At 60.2% G+C, this 20,050-nt stretch carries 18 protein-coding genes; 12 read left to right on the top strand and 6 right to left on the bottom strand.

The features are described from left to right. Positions 1 to 6 precede the first annotated feature (6 nt). From EM858_RS16545 to EM858_RS16515, 6 genes are all read left to right on the top strand, one after another. A complete protein-coding gene (locus tag EM858_RS16545) occupies positions 7 to 1,395 on the top strand; it encodes an aldehyde dehydrogenase family protein (RefSeq protein WP_127757287.1) in 1,389 nt (462 codons plus the stop codon). After that, a complete protein-coding gene (locus EM858_RS16540; RefSeq protein ID WP_127757286.1) occupies positions 1,392 to 2,537 on the top strand; it encodes an iron-containing alcohol dehydrogenase in 1,146 nt (381 codons plus the stop codon). Before EM858_RS16545 ends, EM858_RS16540 begins: the two co-directional genes overlap by 4 nt. Before the next feature lie 12 nt (positions 2,538 to 2,549). Further along, on the top strand, positions 2,550 to 2,930 hold the full coding sequence (locus EM858_RS16535; protein ID WP_127757285.1) for a hypothetical protein: 381 nt from the start codon (positions 2,550 to 2,552) through the stop codon (positions 2,928 to 2,930). Positions 2,931 to 3,096: 166 nt separating this feature from the next. Beyond that, the gene (locus EM858_RS16525; protein WP_127757283.1) at positions 3,097 to 3,813 is read left to right on the top strand and encodes a ParA family protein; all 717 of its coding nucleotides are present in this window, start codon (positions 3,097 to 3,099) and stop codon (positions 3,811 to 3,813) included. 145 nt (positions 3,814 to 3,958) lie between these two features. Further along, positions 3,959 to 4,606 (top strand): TetR/AcrR family transcriptional regulator, encoded by a 648-nt coding sequence (locus tag EM858_RS16520; protein ID WP_080818665.1) that lies wholly within the window; start codon positions 3,959 to 3,961, stop codon positions 4,604 to 4,606. Positions 4,607 to 4,652: 46 nt separating this feature from the next. Further along, positions 4,653 to 5,858, top strand: coding sequence for an MFS transporter (locus EM858_RS16515; RefSeq protein ID WP_020813639.1), 1,206 nt, complete (start codon positions 4,653 to 4,655; stop codon positions 5,856 to 5,858). A gap of 70 nt (positions 5,859 to 5,928) precedes the next feature. Here EM858_RS16515 and EM858_RS16510 read toward each other — a convergent pair whose 3' ends face one another. Then, positions 5,929 to 7,317, bottom strand: a complete 1,389-nt coding sequence (locus EM858_RS16510; RefSeq protein WP_080816439.1) for a L,D-transpeptidase — start codon at positions 7,315 to 7,317, stop codon at positions 5,929 to 5,931. A gap of 155 nt (positions 7,318 to 7,472) precedes the next feature. Between EM858_RS16510 and EM858_RS16505 the strand changes: the two genes are divergently transcribed. From EM858_RS16505 to EM858_RS16495, 3 genes are all read left to right on the top strand, one after another. Continuing rightward, a complete protein-coding gene (locus EM858_RS16505) occupies positions 7,473 to 8,306 on the top strand; it encodes an aldose 1-epimerase family protein (RefSeq protein WP_127757282.1) in 834 nt (277 codons plus the stop codon). A gap of 127 nt (positions 8,307 to 8,433) precedes the next feature. Continuing rightward, positions 8,434 to 8,772, top strand: a complete 339-nt coding sequence (locus EM858_RS16500) for a TIGR01244 family sulfur transferase (protein ID WP_003522797.1) — start codon at positions 8,434 to 8,436, stop codon at positions 8,770 to 8,772. Positions 8,773 to 8,821: 49 nt separating this feature from the next. Next, positions 8,822 to 9,163: a RidA family protein gene (locus EM858_RS16495; protein WP_003494829.1), complete on the top strand. Its 342-nt coding sequence runs from the start codon at positions 8,822 to 8,824 to the stop codon at positions 9,161 to 9,163. A gap of 268 nt (positions 9,164 to 9,431) precedes the next feature. Here EM858_RS16495 and EM858_RS16490 read toward each other — a convergent pair whose 3' ends face one another. The 4 genes from EM858_RS16490 to EM858_RS16475 form a co-directional block, all read right to left on the bottom strand. Then, on the bottom strand, positions 9,432 to 10,196 hold the full coding sequence (locus EM858_RS16490; protein ID WP_127757281.1) for a HugZ family protein: 765 nt from the start codon (positions 10,194 to 10,196) through the stop codon (positions 9,432 to 9,434). Positions 10,197 to 10,385: 189 nt separating this feature from the next. Next, positions 10,386 to 12,053 carry a thiamine pyrophosphate-binding protein gene (locus EM858_RS16485; protein ID WP_164865455.1) on the bottom strand — a complete coding sequence of 556 codons (1,668 nt, stop codon included), beginning with the start codon at positions 12,051 to 12,053 and terminating at the stop codon, positions 10,386 to 10,388. Next, positions 12,050 to 13,252, bottom strand: coding sequence for a CaiB/BaiF CoA-transferase family protein (locus tag EM858_RS16480; protein WP_127757280.1), 1,203 nt, complete (start codon positions 13,250 to 13,252; stop codon positions 12,050 to 12,052). The genes EM858_RS16485 and EM858_RS16480 overlap by 4 nt, the downstream gene beginning before the upstream one ends. Before the next feature lie 252 nt (positions 13,253 to 13,504). After that, entirely contained in the window at positions 13,505 to 14,482 is a 978-nt protein-coding gene (locus EM858_RS16475; protein ID WP_164865457.1) for an alpha/beta hydrolase, read from the bottom strand. 147 nt (positions 14,483 to 14,629) lie between these two features. On the opposite strand from EM858_RS16475, the gene ettA reads away from it, so the two are divergent. The 3 genes from ettA (at position 14,630) to metF (ending at position 18,348) form a co-directional block, all read left to right on the top strand. Then, positions 14,630 to 16,279 (top strand): energy-dependent translational throttle protein EttA, encoded by a 1,650-nt coding sequence (gene ettA / locus EM858_RS16470; protein WP_127757278.1) that lies wholly within the window; start codon positions 14,630 to 14,632, stop codon positions 16,277 to 16,279. A 160-nt stretch (positions 16,280 to 16,439) separates the two neighbouring features. Further along, positions 16,440 to 17,453 (top strand): metalloregulator ArsR/SmtB family transcription factor, encoded by a 1,014-nt coding sequence (locus EM858_RS16465; protein WP_127757277.1) that lies wholly within the window; start codon positions 16,440 to 16,442, stop codon positions 17,451 to 17,453. A gap of 1 nt (position 17,454) precedes the next feature. Further along, positions 17,455 to 18,348 (top strand): methylenetetrahydrofolate reductase [NAD(P)H], encoded by an 894-nt coding sequence (gene metF / locus EM858_RS16460; RefSeq protein ID WP_164865454.1) that lies wholly within the window; start codon positions 17,455 to 17,457, stop codon positions 18,346 to 18,348. 465 nt (positions 18,349 to 18,813) lie between these two features. On the opposite strand, the gene EM858_RS16455 is transcribed toward metF, so the two are convergent. Then, complete coding sequence (locus EM858_RS16455) at positions 18,814 to 20,040, bottom strand: lytic murein transglycosylase (protein WP_127757276.1); 1,227 nt, start codon at positions 20,038 to 20,040, stop codon at positions 18,814 to 18,816. Positions 20,041 to 20,050 lie beyond the last annotated feature (10 nt).

Genomic DNA, 20,050 nt, shown 5'->3' with positions numbered 1-20,050 from the left:
AATATCATGACCATGATCCAGAATATCTCGCCCATCGATGGCTCGGTTTATGCCGAGCGGGAGGCGATGTCGCTGGAGGCGGCGCGGGCCGCCGTTTCGAAAGCGCGCAAGGCGCAGAAAGACTGGGCTCGACGTCCGCTGGAGGACCGCGTTCAGCTGGTTCTCAAAGGTGTGACGCGCCTCAATGAAATGGTGGCGGACGTTGTGCCGGAACTGGCGCATATGATGGGCCGTCCGGTGCGTTATGGCGGCGAGTTCAAGGGTTTCAACGAACGCTCCAACTATGTCGCGTCGATTGCCGCCGATGCGCTGGCGCCGCTCGTCATCGAGGAAAGCGGCAATTTCGAACGTCGCATCGAGCGCGAGGCGCATGGCGTGGTCTTCGTCATCGCGCCGTGGAACTATCCCTACATGACGGCGATCAACACCGTCGCGCCCGCCTTGATGGCTGGCAATACGGTGGTCATCAAACATGCGGCGCAAACGTTGCTGGTCGGCGAGCGCATGGTGCGGGCTTTTGTCGAGGCTGGCGTGCCTGACGATGTCTTCATCAACGTCTTCCTCGACCATGGAACGACTTCTGCGCTGATTTCCGAGGGCCTGTTCAACTTCGTCAACTTCACCGGTTCGGTGGAAGGCGGCCGTGCCATCGAGCGCGCCGCTGCCGGCACTTTCACCGGCCTCGGGCTTGAACTCGGCGGCAAGGACCCCGGTTATGTGATGGAGGATGCCGATCTCGACGCCGCCGTCGATACGCTGATGGATGGCGGCACCTATAATTCCGGGCAATGCTGCTGCGGTATCGAGCGCATCTACGTCAATGAAAACCTTTACGACGAATTCGTCGAGAAGTCCGTGGCGTGGGTTTCGAACTACAAGCTCGGCAATCCGCTTGAGCAGGAAACCACGCTCGGGCCGATGGCCAACAAGCGGTTTGCCAAGGTGGTGCGGGCGCAGATTGCCGACGCCGTTGCCAAGGGCGCCAGGGCGCTGGTCGATCAGAAGCTTTTCCCGGCCGATGATGGCGAGAGTGCTTATGTCGCACCGCAGATCCTCGTCAATGTCGATCATTCCATGGAATTCATGACCGAAGAGACTTTCGGTCCCGCCATCGGCATCATGAAGGTCAAGAACGACGATGAAGCCATCGCGCTGATGAATGACAGCAAATACGGCCTCACGGCTTCGCTCTGGACGCAGGATGCGACACGGGCAGCAAGGATCGGCCGCGAGATCGAGACCGGAACCGTGTTCATGAACCGCGCCGATTATCTGGATCCGGCGCTTTGCTGGACCGGTGTGAAGGAAACCGGCCGTGGCGGTTCACTTTCTGTCCTCGGTTTCCAGAACCTGACCCGCCCGAAATCCTACCATCTGAAGAAAGTCACGAAATGAATATCGTCGCCAACTGGAGCTACCCCACCGCCGTCAAGCTTGGCCGTGGCCGGATCAAGGAACTGGCGGAAGCCTGCAAGACGCTCGGCATCAAGAAGCCGCTGCTCGTGACGGATCGCGGCCTTGCCAATATGGCGATCACCGCGCATGCGCTCGAAGTGCTGGAAGAGGCGGGCCTCGGCCGGGCGATCTTCGCCGAGGTCGATCCGAACCCGAACGAAATCAACATGGAAGCCGGCGTGAAAGCCTATCGCGATGGCGGTCATGACGGTGTCGTAGCCTTCGGCGGCGGCTCGGGTCTCGATCTCGGCAAGACCATCGCCTTTATGGCAGGACAGACGCGTCCGGTCTGGGATTTCGAGGATATCGGTGACTGGTGGACCCGGGCGGATGCTTCCAAGATCGCGCCCATTGTCGCTGTCCCGACAACCGCTGGCACGGGTTCGGAAGTCGGCCGCGCCAGCGTCATCACCAATTCGCAGACCCATGTGAAGAAGATCATCTTCCATCCGAAGCTGTTGCCCGGCGTCGTCATCTGCGATCCGGAACTGACGGTCGGCATGCCGAAGGTCATCACGGCCGGCACGGGCATGGATGCTTTCGCCCATTGCCTCGAGGCTTATTCGTCGCCGTTCTTCCATCCGATGAGCGCCGGCGTGGCGCTGGAGGGCCTGCGTCTCGTCAAGGAATTCCTGCCGCGCGCCTACAAGGACGGCACGGATATCGAAGCGCGCACCAATATGATGGCAGCGGCGGCGATGGGGGCGGTGGCGTTCCAGAAGGGTCTCGGGGCCATTCACTCGCTCTCGCATCCGATCGGCGCTGTCTACAACACCCATCACGGCATGACCAATGCCGTCGTCATGCCGGCAGTGCTGCGCTTCAATCGTCCGGCCATCGAAGACAAGATTGCCCGCGCGGCCGCCTATCTCGGTATCTCCGGCGGTTTCGACGGTTTTTATGATTACGTGCTGGAGCTTCGCAAGGAACTCGGCGTACCGGAAAACCTGACCGCCATGGGCATCAAGCCGGATCGTATCGACGAACTGGCGGCGGAAGCGATCAAGGATCCGAGCTGCGGTGGTAATCCGGTGCCGATGACGCTGGAAAATACCAGAAAGTTGTTCGAGGATTGCTTTTAAAGGGTGGCCAGGGTGACCGCGAGATTCTCACTTTTTTCGTTACTGATCGCGGTGGCGTTGTTGGGGGCGCCTGTCGTTGCGCAGGCTGCTTCTTTTAAGGAACTTTCAGGGCAGGGCTACAAAGTTGGAGCCCTCTCGAGCAACAAGGCGGGAATTCGAGGCTGGAACCTTTCTAAAGGTTCTGACCGCTATTTTTGCGAGATGCGCGCGACCATGGCCTATTCCGGAAAAAATGGCATGGTGTCCTTCACCAGTGCCGGGCGCATGATTTCGCTTGATCGCAATACCGTTGAGAAAAGGCTGGGCGGTTCGCTAAATCTGCCCAAATATGAAGATCTTAAAGCCGGCCGGTTGCGTACGGACGATGTGGGCTCCTGCCGCAAGCTGATGTAATCCACTGAACTGAGAAGCCCGCGACGACCCGGTCGCGGGCTTTTCGGTGCGCGGCATAACCGTTCTTAGCCTTTTATTAACCCTGTTCGTTAAGATTGTGGAAAGCACCATGAATTGCTTCGGTGCGTGAATGAGCATGAAACGGCTCTGACCAACAGGGGGTATCATGTCAGTCATCACTTTCGCCAATACCAAGGGCGGTGCCGGAAAAACCACGGCCGTGCTGCTTCTGGCAACCGAACTGGCCCGCAGCGGCCATCGCGTGACGGTTCTGGATGCCGATCCGCAATTGTGGATTTCCCGCTGGTACGAATTATCAGGCGATATCGAAAATCTTTCGGTGATTTCGCATGTGACGATGGCGTCGCTTGAGGGCCATATTCGCGAGAATAAAACCAGCACCGACTGTTTCATCATCGATCTGCCGGGAGCGAAGACCCCGCTTCTGACCATGGCTCTCGGCATTTCCGATCATGTGCTGATCCCGGTTCAGGGCTGCGCCATGGATGCCCGCGGGGCCGCCGAGGTTCTGGACCATATCGAATTTCTGAACCGCAAGATGGGCAAGGAGATTGCCCATTCCATCGTGCTGACGCGGGTCAACGCCATGGTGGCGACGCGTTCGCTGCTGCTGGTCAAGATGCTGCTGGCCGAGAAAAATGTCTCGGTTCTCAACACACCGATCGTTGAGAGAGCCGCCTATCGCGATATTTTCGACCTTGGCGGCACGCTTCTCTGTCTCGATAAGACCAAGGTGAGCAATATCGACAAGGCGGTCGAGAATGCCAGAGCATTCGCGGGCGAAGTGCTTGACCTGCTGCCGAAACGCCTGTTGCGGCTCGGTACGCCACCCGCGCGCCTTTTCACCCGTAAAGCCGCCTGAAATATTGCTTTCAACTTTCGATCCGTCTGCGGCGGTCATAACCGCAGACGGATGATGCTGCCTCGGACCATCGGCGGCCATCAGGCTTGCCGGCGTGTCAGTCGTCGCTTTTCAGCGATGGCTTCATTATTTGCTTGATTTGGAAATGATCGTTTCCTATATTCCGGCCATGAGCAATATCAACCAGACCCTTTCACCGGAGCAGCGCCATCGCGGCAGGCCGCGCGAGTTTGACGTCGACCGTGCGCTCGATGGGGCGATCCGTGTTTTTTCGCGACGCGGTTATCATGCCACCTCCGTCGGTGATCTTACCGATGCGATGGAACTGGCGCAGGGCAGTCTTTACAAGGCTTTCAAGGACAAGAAAGCCATCTTCATCGCCACGATGGAACGCTACAGGATCGTGCAGACCGAGCGTTTCGAGGCGGCGGTGGCCGGTTGTGACACCGGTTATGAGCGTCTGAGGGCGGGCCTGATGTTCTATGCGGAACGGTCGCATGGCGGTGTCGGCTCTGACGGATGTCTGGTGGTTGGTGCTGCTGCCGATCTGGCGGCTCTGGATGACGATATTGCAATCGTGGTGGAGCGGGCGGTGAAGGCGAGGGAGCGAATTGTCGCCCGCCTCGTTGCCGAAGGGCAGAAGGATGGTTCCGTGCGTTCGAAGGCCGATCCCGATGATCTCGCCCGGGCGATGCTGTGCATGATGTACGGCATGCGCGTGGTGGGAAAGACGGGGCGCAGCCTCAAAGACATGGTGGCCGTGGTGGATATCGCCATGAAGCTTGCCGATTGATTTTGTGACTATTTAGGAAACGATTGTTTCCATATTGGAGAAAATGATGACGACGCGTGTAATTGAAGGGGATGATGTCGAGGCAACATCCATTTCCCCGGCCTTGACGTTCCTCTTGGCGACAGCCTGCGGACTGATTGCCGCCAATCTTTATTATGGCCAGCCGCTGGCCGGCATCATCGGGGCGGAACTTGGTCTTTCTGCCGGCGCGACCGGACTGATCGTGACCCTGACCCAGATCGGTTACGGTATCGGTCTGCTGTTTGTCGTGCCGCTCGGCGATCTCGTTGAAAACCGCAAGCTGGTGGTCAGCGCTGTCGCTATGGCGGTGCTTTCCCTTGTGGCGGCGGCATTCGCGCCGCATGCGGCCCCGTTTCTGATTGCGGCCTTTCTGGTCGGCGTCAGTTCGGTCGCGGTGCAGGTCATCGTTCCCTATGCCGCCCATATGGCGCCGCACGCCATTCGCGGCCGGGTGGTCGGCAATGTCATGAGCGGGCTGATGGCCGGCATCATGCTGGCGCGGCCGGTTTCCAGCCTGTTATCGGAAGTGGTCTCCTGGCGGGGTGTGTTTCTGACCTCGGCGGCCGTCATGGCGCTTCTTGCCGTGGTGCTTTTCCGGCTTCTGCCTGCCCGTATGCCCGATGCGCGGCTCAGCTATGGGGCCTTGATGGCTTCGATGGGCCGGCTGGCGCTTCACACGCCGATCCTGCGGCGGCGGGCGATCTATCACGCCTTCCTGTTTGCGGCTTTCAGCCTGTTCTGGACCACGACGCCGCTTTATCTGAGCGGACCGCATTTCAATCTGAGTCAGGGTGAGATCGCGCTCTTCGCACTGGCCGGTGCGGCCGGCACCGTGGCCGCGCCGATTGCCGGGCGGATGGCTGATCGTGGCTGGACGCGTGCGGCCACCTTTTTTGCCCTGGTGGCGGTGGCGCTCTCCTTCGCCGTTACGCATCTTGCACCGGAAGGCTCACATCTGGCGCTCGCCATTCTGGTCGTCGCCGCCATCGTTCTGGATTTCGGCGTCACCACCAATCTGGTGCTTGGCCAGCGTGCCATCTTCACGCTCGGAGCGGAATTCCGCAGCCGCCTGAACGGTATCTATATGGCGACATTCTTCATGGGCGGCGCAATCGGTTCCGCCGTTGGCGGCTGGGCCTATGCCGTCGGCGAATGGCAAGCCGCCTCGTGGATCGGCTTCGCCTTGCCGGTGGCAGCCCTGCTTTATTTCCTCACGGAAAAACGCGACTGAAAAGCCTTTAGATGAAAAAAAGCCCGGCGGACCAAACCGCCGGGCTTTTTCTCTTTTCTTTCGGTCGATCCTATTCCGCGAATTCGACCACCACGCCGGGGCGGACCATTTTCGCCAGTTCGGTCGCATCCCAGTTGGTCAGGCGGATACAGCCGTGGCTGTTGGTCTTGCCGATCTTCGAGGGTTCCGGCGTGCCGTGAATGCCATAGGTCGGCTTCGACAGCGCAATCCAGACCGTGCCGACCGGGCCGTTCGGACCCGGCGGAATCTGCAGGATCTTGTCGTTCTGGCCCTGCTTGAAGTTGATCTTCGGATTATAGGTATAGCCGGGATTGAGCGCGATGCGCTCCACCGTGTGCGTGCCGCTTGGCGAGGGCGTGTCCGTGGAACCGATGGTGGCGGGATAGGCGGCGATCAGATTGCCGTCCTGACCGTAAGCGAAGACCTGCTTGATGCCCTTATGTGCGACGATGCGGGCAACCTGTCCCTTTTTCGTCTCGCCCGGATTGACGACCTTGATGATGGTGCCGGGCACGGAGAAATCGATGCCGGGGTTCAGTTCCTTCAGATAGTTCTCATCCATGTGGAAGCGTTCGGCGAGCGCTTCCGAAGTCGAGGTGAAGGAGAGGGCAGGCAGCTGCGATTTCTCGGCATAGTCGTCCGGGATGGAGGCGACATAGGGGCCGGCGGCGTCGGCGGCGGTGATGGTGTAGTCGACGATCGGCATACCGCCGGAAGCGCGCAGACGCTCCAGAATGTCATCGGAATTGTTGGGGTCGAGCTTCTCGCCGGTCATGTCCTGCCAGGCGGCAATCGCCTTGTTGACGTTGTCGCCCATCTTGCCGTCGATAACGCCGGGCGAAATGCCTTCACGGTCGAGGAATGTCTGGAGCGCAACGATTTCCTGGCGCGAGCGATTGACCGGCGTTGTCACCGGTGTATGGCGCTCGATCAGGTGGTCCGGCTGCGGCACGGCGGCCGTGGTGCTTTCGCCCGGCATCGGCTGGCCGAGCGGACCGCTTTCCACCGCACCGGGTGCGGGAACGGAGCCGGTGTAGAAATTCTCGTCGGAACCGTCGCCGCGATATTCGCGGTAATCGCGCACGCTGCCATTGTCCTGATAGCCGTAATCGCGCTGCGGCTCACGATACTGGCCGCCGGGGGCGGGCGGATAATAGGTGGTGTCGCGCTGGCGCGCCTGCTGCCGCTGCTGGTAGCCGGAGGGCATTTCGGTGGCGAGGAGATTGCCGTACTGGTCGTAAAACACCGTGCGTCCCATCGCATCGCGGCTGATGACGATATCGCCGCGCTCCGGCATGAAGTCGAGCACGCGACCGTCCGGGGTCACCAGCATCGTCTGCTGATCGCCATAACGCTGCTGCGCGCCAGCCTGTAGCGGGGCGATAGCTGCCACCAGCGCGACTGTCAGACCCAGAGCTGCGTTAAGAAACTGTTTCACGATTCTGCTATCCCTTGCTTGTTCACCGATAAACACACCGCAATCTTGACCCTATTGTGAAAAAGGTGAATTCGCGGTTAATGCAATCTTAATTTCCGTCACGACTAGTAGCGTTTCCGTGATTCATGCGTTTTTACTGCCACAGGGAGGTTGTCTTGCGTTCGTTTCAGGCCGGCAGATCGCCACGCATTTTCCTCGATGAAACCTCCGTTTTCGATATCGGCGCCTGTGTTGTCGATGGCATCGACATCGCGCCCGGCCGCGCCATCCCCGATGATGGCGATGCGCGCATCGACCATTCGCTGGAAGGCTTTCTGTTCACCTGCGGCCCCGACCATATCCGCCATCCCGAGCCGATCCATGGCGACGGTGAGGGGCGTCGATATCCGCTGCATGGATCCTTTTCCTCCCATCCCGCGACGATCATCGCGTTCGATGTTCATGAGTCCAATGCACTGGCGCGCGTCGAGGTTCCCGTGAAGCTTGCCGATGGTGGCACCGCACTTCTGGAACGGACATGGCGTATCGACGGGGAAAGCGGCGAAGTCAGCCTCGATGACCGGATCGTTAACACGTCCGAGCGGCCGATCCCGGTGTTCCTGATGTATCACATGAATATCGGTGCTCGTCTGTTTGACGATGCCGTGCGGCTTAAGGGTGTGATGCTGGATGGCGGCGGCCATGGCTGGCGTTTCGGCGAGGAGCCGGGCAATGTTTTCTGTGTTCCCGCCGGCAATGATGATTGGGCGGAATTGAAGCTTGGTCCCGTCGCGGCCATTGGCGGGAAGACGCTGACCGTGCGTTTTCGCACGGAGACGCTGCCCTATCTGCAGATGTGGCGTAACCAGCAGGAGCCGGCCAATGTGCTCGGAATCGAGCCGGTTTCGCATCGCTGGGTGGGGCGGAGCGAACTTGAGGCTGCAGGCGAATTCAACATTATCCAGCCCGGTGAAAGCCGCTCCTTCGGCCTGCGTTTTTCCATCGTCTGAATGCCGTACCGAATGAGGACACCGCATCATTGACGCATGGGTTTTGAGCCCTTACATCGGATGCGGATTTCTAAGGGTGGCGAGAGCGTGCCAGCGGCGCGGATGCCGATTTCAGCGGAGGCATAAGATGGATATCAGGCGCATAGACGACGAATATTCGGTAACGGGACAGATCAGCGTCGCCGATCTCGACGAGATCAAGGCGCTCGGCTTCAAGTCGATCGTCTGCCACCGCCCTGACGGCGAAGAAGACGGCCAGCCGCTTTTCGCCGATATTGCCGAGCGTGCCGAACAGCTTGGCCTCACCATCATGCATGTGCCGGTCGGTCGCTATGGCGTCGACGCCGACGCCGTTGCCGGCATGGTGGATGCGCTGGACGAATTGCAGCGCCCGATGCTCGGCTATTGCCGTTCCGGCGCGCGCTCCACGGCGATTTACGAAAAGACCCATCACCTGCGCGGCTGATTTTTCGCGCTTCATTTTGTTTTCAAATGCCAATCAACAGGAGTTTTCCATGACCATCAAGCGTATCGAGCCGGGCAAGCGCATGAGCGGCGCCGTCGTTCACGGCAACACCGTTTATCTGGCCGGCCAGGTTGGCGAAGGCACGAGCGTTACGGAACAGAGCAAGTCCGCTCTCGCTGAAGTCGACCGCCTGCTGGCCGCTGCCGGTTCCGACAAGTCGAAGATCCTGCAGACGATCATCTACCTCTCCGACATGTCCACCTTCGGCGAAATGAACGCCGTCTGGGAAGGCTGGATCGACCCGGCAAACCCGCCGGCCCGCGCCACCAGCGGCGCACCATTGGCAACGCCGGACTACAAGGTTGAATTCATCGTGACCGCTGCTCTCTGAGCATCCGTCTGAGTTTTTAAGAAAGGGCCGGGTCGCGGAAAGCGGCCCGGCCTTTTTGATGGGATGGGGTCAAAAACGCTCCCCGTCATGCCGGGCTTGACCCGGCATCCAGCCACGGCGCGTCTGCGCCTTGAAAAGAGTCTTTCGCGATCAAGCACTTGATCGCGCTGGACCCGGATCTAGTCCGGGGTGACGGCGCGGCGTGGCGACATGGCCACAAAATGCCAAGTAGAAGCAATTTTCATGTTTTTTGAATCGCTTGCGTCCGTCACCTCACCGGCGAAGCAAGCGCGTTCTCAAACTGCTTCAACGTCGTCACCCGCTCCGTAAACCAAAGCCGGGCCAGATCGCTGGCCGAGGCGAGATCGATACCATCCGGGTCGATGGAGGTGATCGTCCAGCGGCCAGCCTTTGCGCCGGCGAGAACGGCAAGCCGGGATGCTTCGCCCTTGATGGCGTTAAGGCGGATCGATTCGCTTTCTGCCGCCGCCATCAGTTCGTCTGCGCCTGAGAGATCGGTGCGCAGATCGGCCGGGCTGATGTTGCTGGCGTTGCGGGCAGGGCCGCCATTGATCTGCACACCTTCCGTCCGCAGCCGATAAAGCCTCGTGTCGGGAAGGGAGAGATAAAGTTTCGCTTTGGGGTAGCGGGCAATGTAGCGCGCGATGGCGAGCGGCGCTTCATCCGGGCCGATTTGCTCCGCCTTGCCCACCAGTGTCAGGCGCGGCAGCGTCAGTGCATCGCCTTTGCCGAAGGGGGCGAGCGTCAGCGAGATGCGCGCGTCCGCCTCCATGTTGCGGGCATGCAGCGTCAGCCCCGCCGCGAAGAAGAACGGCGTGCCATCCGGTTCGATGCCGATATTGGTGGCGGTCGTGTAGGGATAGCCGCTGACGGGATCGAGGGTCGCAAGCGCTGCCGTGCGGGAAGTGTGCAGCACATCCCGGGCCACGCGCACGGCCTCGAAAGGCGCGCCCGCCGAGGGCTCGATTTTTGCGCCGCGCGGGGTGATGACGGGAGAGGCTGCATCCGGCATGTCGTTTCCTGATCCAAAGGGCTGCTGAAAGAAGTATGAGACCCCTCCTTCGTCATGCTCGGGCCTGTCCCGAGCATCTGCAACCGATGAACTTTACGATACGTGATTGGATCCTCGGGACAGGCCCGAGGATGACGTCGTGCGAGCGTCAGGATTTACACCATGCCGGAGCCGTGTCCATGCGTAATATCAGCTTCCGGTCCTGATCTGCGTCAGGGTACGCGTCGGCGTGATGGCTTCCGCATCCAGCTTCACCTCGATGATGGCCGGCTTGCCGCTGGCCCGCGCCCGTTCGAAGGCGGCGGCGAAGTCTTCGGTCTTCTCCACCGTTTCGCCGTGGCCGCCATAGGCTTTGGCAAAGGCGTTGAAATCCGGATTGACAAGATCGGTGCCGCTGACACGGCCGGGATATTCCCGCTCCTGATGCATGCGGATCGTGCCATAGGTGCCGTTATTGACCAGTACCGTGATGATCGGCAGGCCGTAACGGACCGCGGTGATGAATTCCTGTCCGTGCATCATGAAACAGCCGTCGCCGGCAAAGCAGATCACCTCACGCTCGGGGAAAAGGTGCTTCGCGGCGACCGCCGCCGGCAGACCGTAACCCATCGAGCCTGATGTCGGGGCCGATTGCGTGTTGAAGCGGCGGAAGCGGTGGAAGCGGTGCACCCAGGTGGCATAATTACCCGCTCCATTGGTGAAGATCGCATCCTCGGGCACATTGGTCTCGATCCAGTCCATGATCGGACCCATCTGCACCGCACCGGGGCCGGACTGCGGCGGGGTGGACCAGCTGAGATAAGCAGCGTGCATGGCGGCCGTGCGCTCGGCCCATGCTGTTTTTGCCGGAAGCGAGATGGAGGAGAGGGCAGCGACGAAATTTTCCGGTGCGGCGCAGATTGCGAGATCGGGACGGTAAACGCGGCCAAGCTCTTCGGCTTCCGGATAGATATGGACGAGTTTCTGCGACGGGTAGGGGATGTCGAGCAGCGTATAACCGGAGGAGGGCATTTCGGAGAGGCGGCCGCCGAGCAGCACCACGAGATCGGCCTCCTTGATCTCCTTGGCCAGCGCCGGATTGATGCCGATGCCGACATCGCCGGCATAGGAGGGGCTGAAGTGATCGAACAGCATCTGGCGGCGGAAGGAGCAGCCGACGGGCAGCTTGTTGTTTTCGGCAAAAACCTTGAAGCCCGCCACGCTTTCCTCAGACCAGCGTGTGCCACCGATGATGAAGACCGGGCGCTTCGCCTCGCCCAGCATTTTTGCGAAGGCGGCCATCTGCGACGGGCCGGGATGTGCCTCGACCGGAGTATAGGGCTTTGCCTCAGGCGCTTCGACCTCCTCGACCAGCATGTCCTCGGGCAGCGTCAGCACCACCGGGCCGGGACGGCCGGAGGTGGCAACAGTGAAGGCGCGGGTGACGAATTCGGGAATGCGGCGGGCATCGTCGATCTCGCCCACCCATTTGGCGAATTCGGTGAAGGCGCGGCGATATTCCACTTCCTGAAACGCCTCGCGCTCACGCGCTTCGCGCTGCACCTGGCCTATGAACAGGATCATCGGAATGGAATCCTGCCTTGCGATGTGCAGGCCCGCCGAGGCGTTGGTGGCACCCGGTCCACGGGTCACCATGCAGATGCCGGGTTCGCCCGTCAGCCGGCCCCATGTGTCGGCCATCATCGCAGCGCCGCCTTCCTGGCGGCAGACAACGGTTTCGATGCCGCTTTCATAAAGCGCATCCAGCACGGCGAGATAGCTTTCGCCCGGAACGCAGGAAACGCGGGAGACGCCATTGGCCTTCAGCGCTTCGACGATCAATTGCCCGCCTGTTCTTTTCATTCCGGCTGCAGTCATGGCGTCGTGGTCCTTTCGATGTTTTCCAGTTCGGCCAGCACCTGCGCCTGATGTTCGCCGAGCTTGGGGCTGGGGCGTTCATAACGCAGCGGCGTTTGCGACATGATAATGGGTGTGCGGACACCGGGGATGACGGTGCCGTCTTCCGCCTCCAGATCGACGCGGAGGCCGCGCGCCTTCACCTGCGGATCGGCGAACATTTCCTCGATGGAATTGATCGGCCCGGCGGGGACGGCATTCTTTTCGCAGGCGGTCAGAAGATCGCGCTTCTGCCATTTCAGCGTTTCGGTGGAAACGATCTGCCGCACCTCGACCTTATGGGCTACGCGGGCCTTGTTGGTCGCGTAACGTTCGTCATCGGCAATCGCGCCGATGCCGAGAATGGTGCAGAGGCGGCGGAACTGGCCGTCATTACCGACCGCGAGGATCAGGAAACCATCGGCCGTCGGCACCACCTCATAGGGGGAGATATTCGGATGGGCGTTGCCGAGCCGAACGGGAGGCTTGCCGGAAATCAGGTAATTCATGTTCTGGTTGGCAAGCACGGCCGATTGCACATCGAGAAGCGCCATGTCGATATGCTGGCCTTCGCCAGTGCGGATGGCATGGATCAGCGCCGCCTGAATGGCTGACACGGAATAGATGCCGGTGAAGATATCGGCAACCGCCACACCCGCCTTCATCGGCTGGCCGTCGGCTTCGCCGGTAATCGACATGAAGCCGGACATGCCCTGCACGATATAGTCGTATCCGGCGAGATCGGCATAAGGCCCGGTCTGGCCGAAGCCAGTGATGGAGCAATAGATCAGCTTCGGATTGAGCGCCTTCAGGCTTTCGTAGTCGAGGCCATATTTGGCAAGCCCGCCGCGCTTGAAATTTTCGATGACGACATCGGCGGTGCGCACCAGCCGGCGCACCAGCTCACAGCCTTCCGGTGTCTTCAGATCGGCGACGATGGAGCGCTTGCCGCGATTGGTGGCGTGATAATAGGCGGCGGAGAGGTTTTCTCCATCATCGCTTTCGACGAAGGGCGGTCCCCATGCGCGGGTATCGTCGCCGCCCTCGGGGTTTTCCACCTTGATGACGTCAGCCCCCATATCGGCCAGCATCTGCCCCGCCCAGGGACCGGCCAGAACACGCGCGAGTTCAATGACGCGGATGCCTGATAGCGGCGGTTTCCTGTTCGGCATGTCGGTCATCGGTCCCCCGGTCTTTTGTGCCTGCCGGTTATAGACCGGGCCTTGCCCCGCCGCATGTGATTTTATCTCATGGACTTATTCCGTTTTGGAACGGCACTAAACTGGGTCTGACACGGCAGCTTCGACATTCGTTGTGTTTTGAGAGTCGCCTAATTCCGTCATTCCGGCCTTGAGCCGGAATCCAGCCAGCCCAAGTCATTGGGCTGAAAAGACTCTTCTCGCCGCGCAGACGCGCGTCGGCTGGATTCCGGCTCAAGGCCGGAATGACGGGGAGGGCGTTTTACTGTCATCCACGACGCGGCCGCACCAGGCGGCGAAATCCGCTGCTACCGCCTGCCAGCCGATCTCGTTGAGGGTCTCGTGCCGCATGCCCTTGTAGATCGTGTGCTCGACATGGCTGAAACCTGCCTCCCGGAAACGTTCTGCCAGCCAGACGATCTCCCTGCCGTCATTGGTGGCGGCATCCTGATCGCCGCTGACCAGCAAAAGCGGCAATGTCTTCGGCAGGCGCTCGATGAGTTTCGGCGCGCGGTAGGAGAGTTCGAAGACGTCCTGCCACAGGGAAACGCTTGCCTCAAACTGGCAGAGCGGGTCTTCCACATACGCGTCCACCGCCGCCCGGTCATGGCTCAGCCAGTCCGCATGGGTGCGCCTTTCCGGCATTTTTGCGTTCCAGGCGCGGAATGTCGCCTTCGGCAGGATGGCGCTCGGCACATCCGAGCCCTTCAGCATCTTTTCGAGCCGCAACACCACCTGCGCGATACGGCCCATGAGGCCGGGATTGAGATTGGAATTCCAGATCGACAGGCCATCAAAGGCATCCGGATGGCTGACGGCGGTGTTAAGCGCGACGAGGCCGCCCATGGAATGGCCGAACAGGATCACCGGCAGGCCGGGATGTCTTTCACCGACCATCACGCGCATCGCCATGACGTCGGCCACGACTTTTTCAGCACCGTTCCTCCAGGCAAAACGGCCAAGAGGCGCATCCGCCGCTTTTGTGCGACCGTGGCCGCGATGGTCGTGGGCATAGACCTCGAAACCCTGCTGCGACATGACGTCGGCAAAACGGCGGTAACGGCCGGCATGTTCCACAAGACCGTGGCAGATCATGAGCACGCCGCGGGTGGGGAGGGCGGAAGGCTGATGACGGAAGGCGATGGAGGCGCCGGAAGGGGCCTCCAGTCTCTGGATCTGGCTGAACGCGAGGTTATCGGTCGTCTCATTCATCATCGCACCCATCGTCTCATCGCGCAGCTTGTCATAATCATGGGGTCATAATCGTGCCAGAGGTTGCCCCAAGGTCCTATTTACCCTACATAGCGGCAAATTTCCCGATACGTACTCTTAAAAATCCGATGTGGAGCATTCGCTACAATGGCACGTCAATTCATCTATCACATGGCCGGGCTGAACAAGGCCTACGGTGCGAAGAAGGTTCTGGAGAATGTGCATCTCTCCTTCTACCCCGACGCCAAGATCGGTATCCTCGGCCCGAACGGTGCCGGTAAGTCGACTGTTCTGAAAATCATGGCCGGCCTCGACAAGGAATATACCGGCGAGGCCTGGCTGGCCGAAGGCGCGACGCTTGGTTATCTCGAGCAGGAGCCGAAGCTCGACGAAAACAAGACCGTGATGGAAAACGTCATGGAAGGCGTGGCGAGCAAGACGGCCATCGTCGACCGCTACAACGAACTGATGATGAACTATTCCGACGAAACGGCGGATGAAGGCGCGAAGCTTCAGGACATCATCGACAGCCAGAATCTCTGGGACCTCGAAAACCAGGTCGAGATGGCCATGGACGCGCTGCGTTGCCCGCCCGGCGACTCGGCCGTAACGGGTCTTTCTGGTGGTGAACGCCGCCGTGTGGCGCTCTGCCGTCTGCTGCTGTCTCAGCCGGACCTGCTGCTGCTCGACGAACCGACCAACCACCTCGATGCGGAAACCATTGCGTGGCTTGAAAAGCACCTGCGCGACTATCCCGGCGCCGTGATGATGATCACCCACGACCGCTACTTCCTCGACAACGTCACGGGCTGGATTCTCGAACTCGACCGTGGCCGCGGCATTCCTTACGAAGGCAACTACTCCGCTTACCTGCAAGCGAAAGCCAAGCGCATGCAGCAGGAAGCCCGTGAAGACGCATCGCGCCAGAAGGCCATCAGCCGCGAAAGCGAGTGGATCGCCTCCAGCCCGAAGGCACGCCAGACGAAATCCAAGGCGCGTATCAAGGCCTATGACGAGCTGGTGGAAGCAGCGGAAAACCGTCGTCCCGGCGATGCGCAGATCGTCATTCCGGTTGCCGAGCGTCTCGGCCGCGTCGTCATCGAAGCCGACAATCTGACGAAGTCCTTCGGCGACCGCGTGCTGATCGAAAACCTCTCCTTCAAGCTGCCGCCCGGTGGCATCGTCGGCGTCATCGGTCCAAACGGTGCGGGTAAGTCCACGCTGTTCAAGATGATCACCGGTCAGGAAAAGCCGGATAACGGTTCTGTGACTGTCGGTGAGACGGTTCAGCTCGGTTATGTCGACCAGAGCCGCGATACGCTGGCGGGTGACAAGACCGTCTGGGAGGAAATCTCCGGCGGCAACGACATCATCAAGCTCGGCAAGTTTGAAGTGAACTCGCGCGCCTATTGCGGCGCCTTCAACTTCAAGGGCGGCGATCAGCAGCAGAAGGTCGGCAATCTCTCGGGCGGTCAGCGTAACCGCGTGCACCTCGCCAAGATGCTGAAGGCCGGCGGCAACGTGCTGCTGCTCGACGAACCGACCAACGACCTTGATACGGAAACGCTCGCAGCGCTCGAAGAAGCGCTGGAAGCCTTCGCCGGCTGCGCCGTTATCATCAGCCACGACCGCATGTTCCTCGACCGTCTGGCCACCCACATCCTCGCTTTCGAGGGTGACAGCCATGTGGAATGGTTCGAAGGCAACTTCGAAGACTACGAAAAGGACAAGGTCCGCCGCCTCGGCCCGGAAAGCATCAAGCCCGGCCGGGTGAGCTACAAGCGCCTGACGCGCTGATCCTTTTCCGCATCGCTTCAGAAAGGCCCGCCGCAAAGCGGGCCTTTTTCCGTGTAATAAGTTGACATGATCGTGTCACTGAACACTTTGCGCTTGCATCGAATGCTACATCGACATAAAGATATCTTTATATCTTGATTAGCTTGCGAGGCGCGGCAGAGTGGCGTTCGGTCTGGACAAATTGGTGGATCTTCTGAAGGCGGCGGGTGAGCCGACGCGCTTCCGTTTGCTGGCGCTTCTTTCGGCTGGCGATCTGACGGTTACCGATCTTACTGAAATCCTCGGCCAGTCGCAGCCGCGCATCTCCCGTCACCTCAAGCTTTTGACGGAAGAGGGGCTGATCGAGCGTTATCAGGAAGGCGCCTGGGCCTATTTCCGCTTGCGGCAGGATGGCGAGCCTGCGGGCGTTGTGCGGCAGCTGCTTGCCGCTGCATCGCCCTCCGACGCGGTTCTCCAGCGCGACAGCGAGCGGCTTGCCACCGTCAAGCGGGTGCGGGCTGAACGTGCGCAGGATTATTTCAGCCGCAACGCTTCCGCCTGGGACGAGCTGCGCCGCCTGCATGTCAGCGACGAAGCCGTGGAAGGTGCGCTCCTGAAGCTGGTGGGCACCACGCCGGTCGATTCACTGCTCGATCTCGGCACCGGCACCGGCCGCATCCTGCAGCTGCTGAGCGGTATCTATCGCCGCGCGATCGGCGTCGATGCCAGCCGTGACATGCTCTCGGTGGCGCGTGCCAATCTCGACAAGGCGGGGGTGGTCAATGCATCCGTCCGCCATGGCGATATTCTGAATTTGCCGCTGGAAGGCCAGGATTTCGATCTGATCGTCATCCATCAGGTCCTGCATTTTCTCGACCAGCCGGAAATCGCGCTGTCCGAGGCTGCGCGCATGCTGCGCCCCGGTGGGCGGCTGATCGTCATCGATCTTGCGCCGCATTCCTTCGAATATCTGCGCGACGAGCATGCGCATGTGCGGCTCGGTTTTTCGCATCCGCTGATGGAAGAATGGGTGAAGAAGACCGGGCTTTCTCTGGAGCGCGCCGTCGATCTTCATTCTGAAAAAGCGTCCGACGAAGCGCTGGACGTGACGATATGGGTTGCCCGAGACCAGCGGCTGCTGATGGCAGACGATGTGGTGCAAGAGGTGGTTTTACTTGGCTCCGGGAGGGCATGATATGTTGAGGTCGGAAACCGCGCGCCGTGATGGCGATATCCGGTTGTCTTTCGAATTTTTCCCGCCCAAGAATCCCGAGATGGAAACCCAGCTCTGGGAAACGGTTGCCGAACTGAAGAAATGGAACCCGGATTTCGTGTCCGTCACCTATGGCGCCGGCGGTTCCACCAAGGCGCCGACGCTGGATGCGGTGCGCCGCATGATCGGCGACAGCCATCTGGCGACCGCCGCGCATCTGACCTGCGTGGATGCCAGCCGTGAGGACGTGCATCAGGTCATTGACGAATTTCGTAATGCCGGCGTTCGTCATTTCGTGGCGCTGCGCGGCGATCCCTCCACGGGCATCGGCACGGCCTACAAGCCACATCCGGAAGGCTATGAGAACGCCGCCGCTCTGGTGAAGGGGCTGCGTGAAATTGCCGATTTCGAGATTTCCGTGTCGGCCTATCCGGAAAAACATCCGGAAAGCGCAAGCGAAGCGGTCGATATCGATATGCTGAAGCGCAAGGCGGATAATGGCGCGACGCGGGCGCTGACGCAGTTCTTCTTCGATAATGACGTGTTCGAGCGCTATATGGAGCGGGTGACAGCGGCGGGCATCACCATTCCGGTGGTTCCGGGCATCATGCCGATCCAGAACCTCACCCAGCTCAAGCGTTTCGCCGGTCGCTGCGGCACCAGCATTCCCGGTTTTCTGGATGAGCGTTTCGAGGGTTATGACGACGATCTGGAAGGTCGCGCCCGCGTGGCCGCGGAGGTTGCCGCCGAGCAGATCGCCGATCTGCAGCGGCGTGGCGTCAATGAGTTCCACCTCTACACCATGAACCGCGCGCCGCTGGTCGATTCGGTGCTTGAAAATCTCGGGCTGGAGCGTCTGCGCCGCAGCGCCGCCTGATTTTACACAGCGGATTACCGACATGAAAAAAGCGCAGGTCCCTCAGGGCCTGCGCTTTTTAAACTCGTGTCATCTACGGTTCTTATCTGCGTTTGGTCTTCACGTCTCGTCAGATGAAAAGCATCATCGCTACGAACAAAAACGCCAAACCGACTGCCAAGGCATTGAGAGATTTTGTAAGTCCCATGGGTGCCTCCTGTTGTTGACAGGTTCGATAATATGACCGTTTTGTGGCAGTTGAAAAGCGGTTTTTGTGATGCAGTGCAGCACGTCTCCGAACGACATAAAAAAGAAATTTCTGTAATTATTTGAAAATAAAAGATTATTTTCTTATCACGCAGTGCTTCATATGTTTAAAAAAAGTAAATGACCGGGGTGTTATCCCCAGTCATCAGGTCGAGATTAACACTTTATGCCTTGATTCCGTCCGACAGATTAAGGGCCGGAAGGCGCTGTTAAGATTGCTTAAAGCGCCTGCAGAAGTGCCGTCGAAGGCCAGCCATCGGCGGGCAGCCCGAGACGCTGCTGCTCCTTCTGGATGGCGACGCGAGTGCCGGAACCGAGAATGCCATCCACCTTGCCGACATTGTGTCCGCGCGCTTCAAGCTTGGTCTGAAGCTCCTTCATGGTCGCATCATCGAAACCGGGCTCCGGGTTGCCCTTGTTGTAGACGGGAGAGCCCATGAGGCGGGTGGCGAAATAGGCGGCCGAGGTCGTGTAGATGAACGACTGGTTCCATTCCAGATAGATGTTGAAGTTCGGATAGGTGATGAAGGTCGGTCCCTTGCGTCCCTGCGGCATGATGAGGGCTGCGGGCAGGGTGGCGAAATTCCTGTTGCCGTCGCGCGGGGTCACGCCCAGTGCGAACCAGTCACCGGCTGTCAGCGGGCCGCCAAGGCCGGATTTTTCCCAGGGCAGGTTTTCCGGCAGCGAGACTTCCTGAATCCAGGGTTCGCCCTTCTTGAAACCGAGATGCTGGATGAATTTCGCAGCCGTCAGGATCGCATCCGGGGCGCTGCTCTTGACGTTGATATGGCCGTCGCCATCGCCGTCGACGCCGAAGGCGATGATGTCCTTGGGAAGCATCTGCACCTGACCGATTTCACCGGCCCATGCGCCGGTATTGGCGGCGGGATCGAGATCGCCGTGCTGGACCATTTCGATCAGCGCCAGCAGCTGCGGGCGGAAGAGTTCCGGGCGGCGGCAATCATGCGAGAGGGTCACCAGCGCGTTGCGGGTGTTGAAATCGCCCTGAACCGCGCCGAAATCCGTTTCCATGGCCCAGAAGGCGGCGATGACGCCGGCGGGCACACCGAATTCGTTTTCGGCACGGGCGAAGGTGGAGGAGAGTTCCTGAAGTTTCTTGCGGCCGATATCCAGACGGGCCTGGCTGACCGTGCGCTGGGAGAATTCCAGGAAGGTCTGGCGGAAGACGCCCTGTGCACGGTCACGCGAGAGTACCTTCGGGTCGATCTGCGCGCCGGCAAGCGCCTTCTGGATCGCATCGGCCGGAATGCCCTTGGCAAGCGCATCGGCTTTCACACCTTCGAGGAATGCACCGAGATCGCCGCCGCAGGCAACCTGCTTGGGATCGTCAGGCGAAGCCACTGGCGGTGTGGCGAGGGCGGAGCCGGTGGAAAGAAGCGACAAAGCGGCGGCAAAAATGATGCTGCGCGACCGGAACGTGGGCATGGGAATTTCC

Origin of the sequence: Agrobacterium sp. CNPSo 2736, assembly GCF_004005385.1 — a bacterium.
Lineage (GTDB): Bacteria > Pseudomonadota > Alphaproteobacteria > Rhizobiales > Rhizobiaceae > Agrobacterium > Agrobacterium leguminum.
The sequence above is the reverse complement of the archived record's forward strand: the minus strand, read 5'-3'. Positions and strand labels throughout refer to the sequence as shown.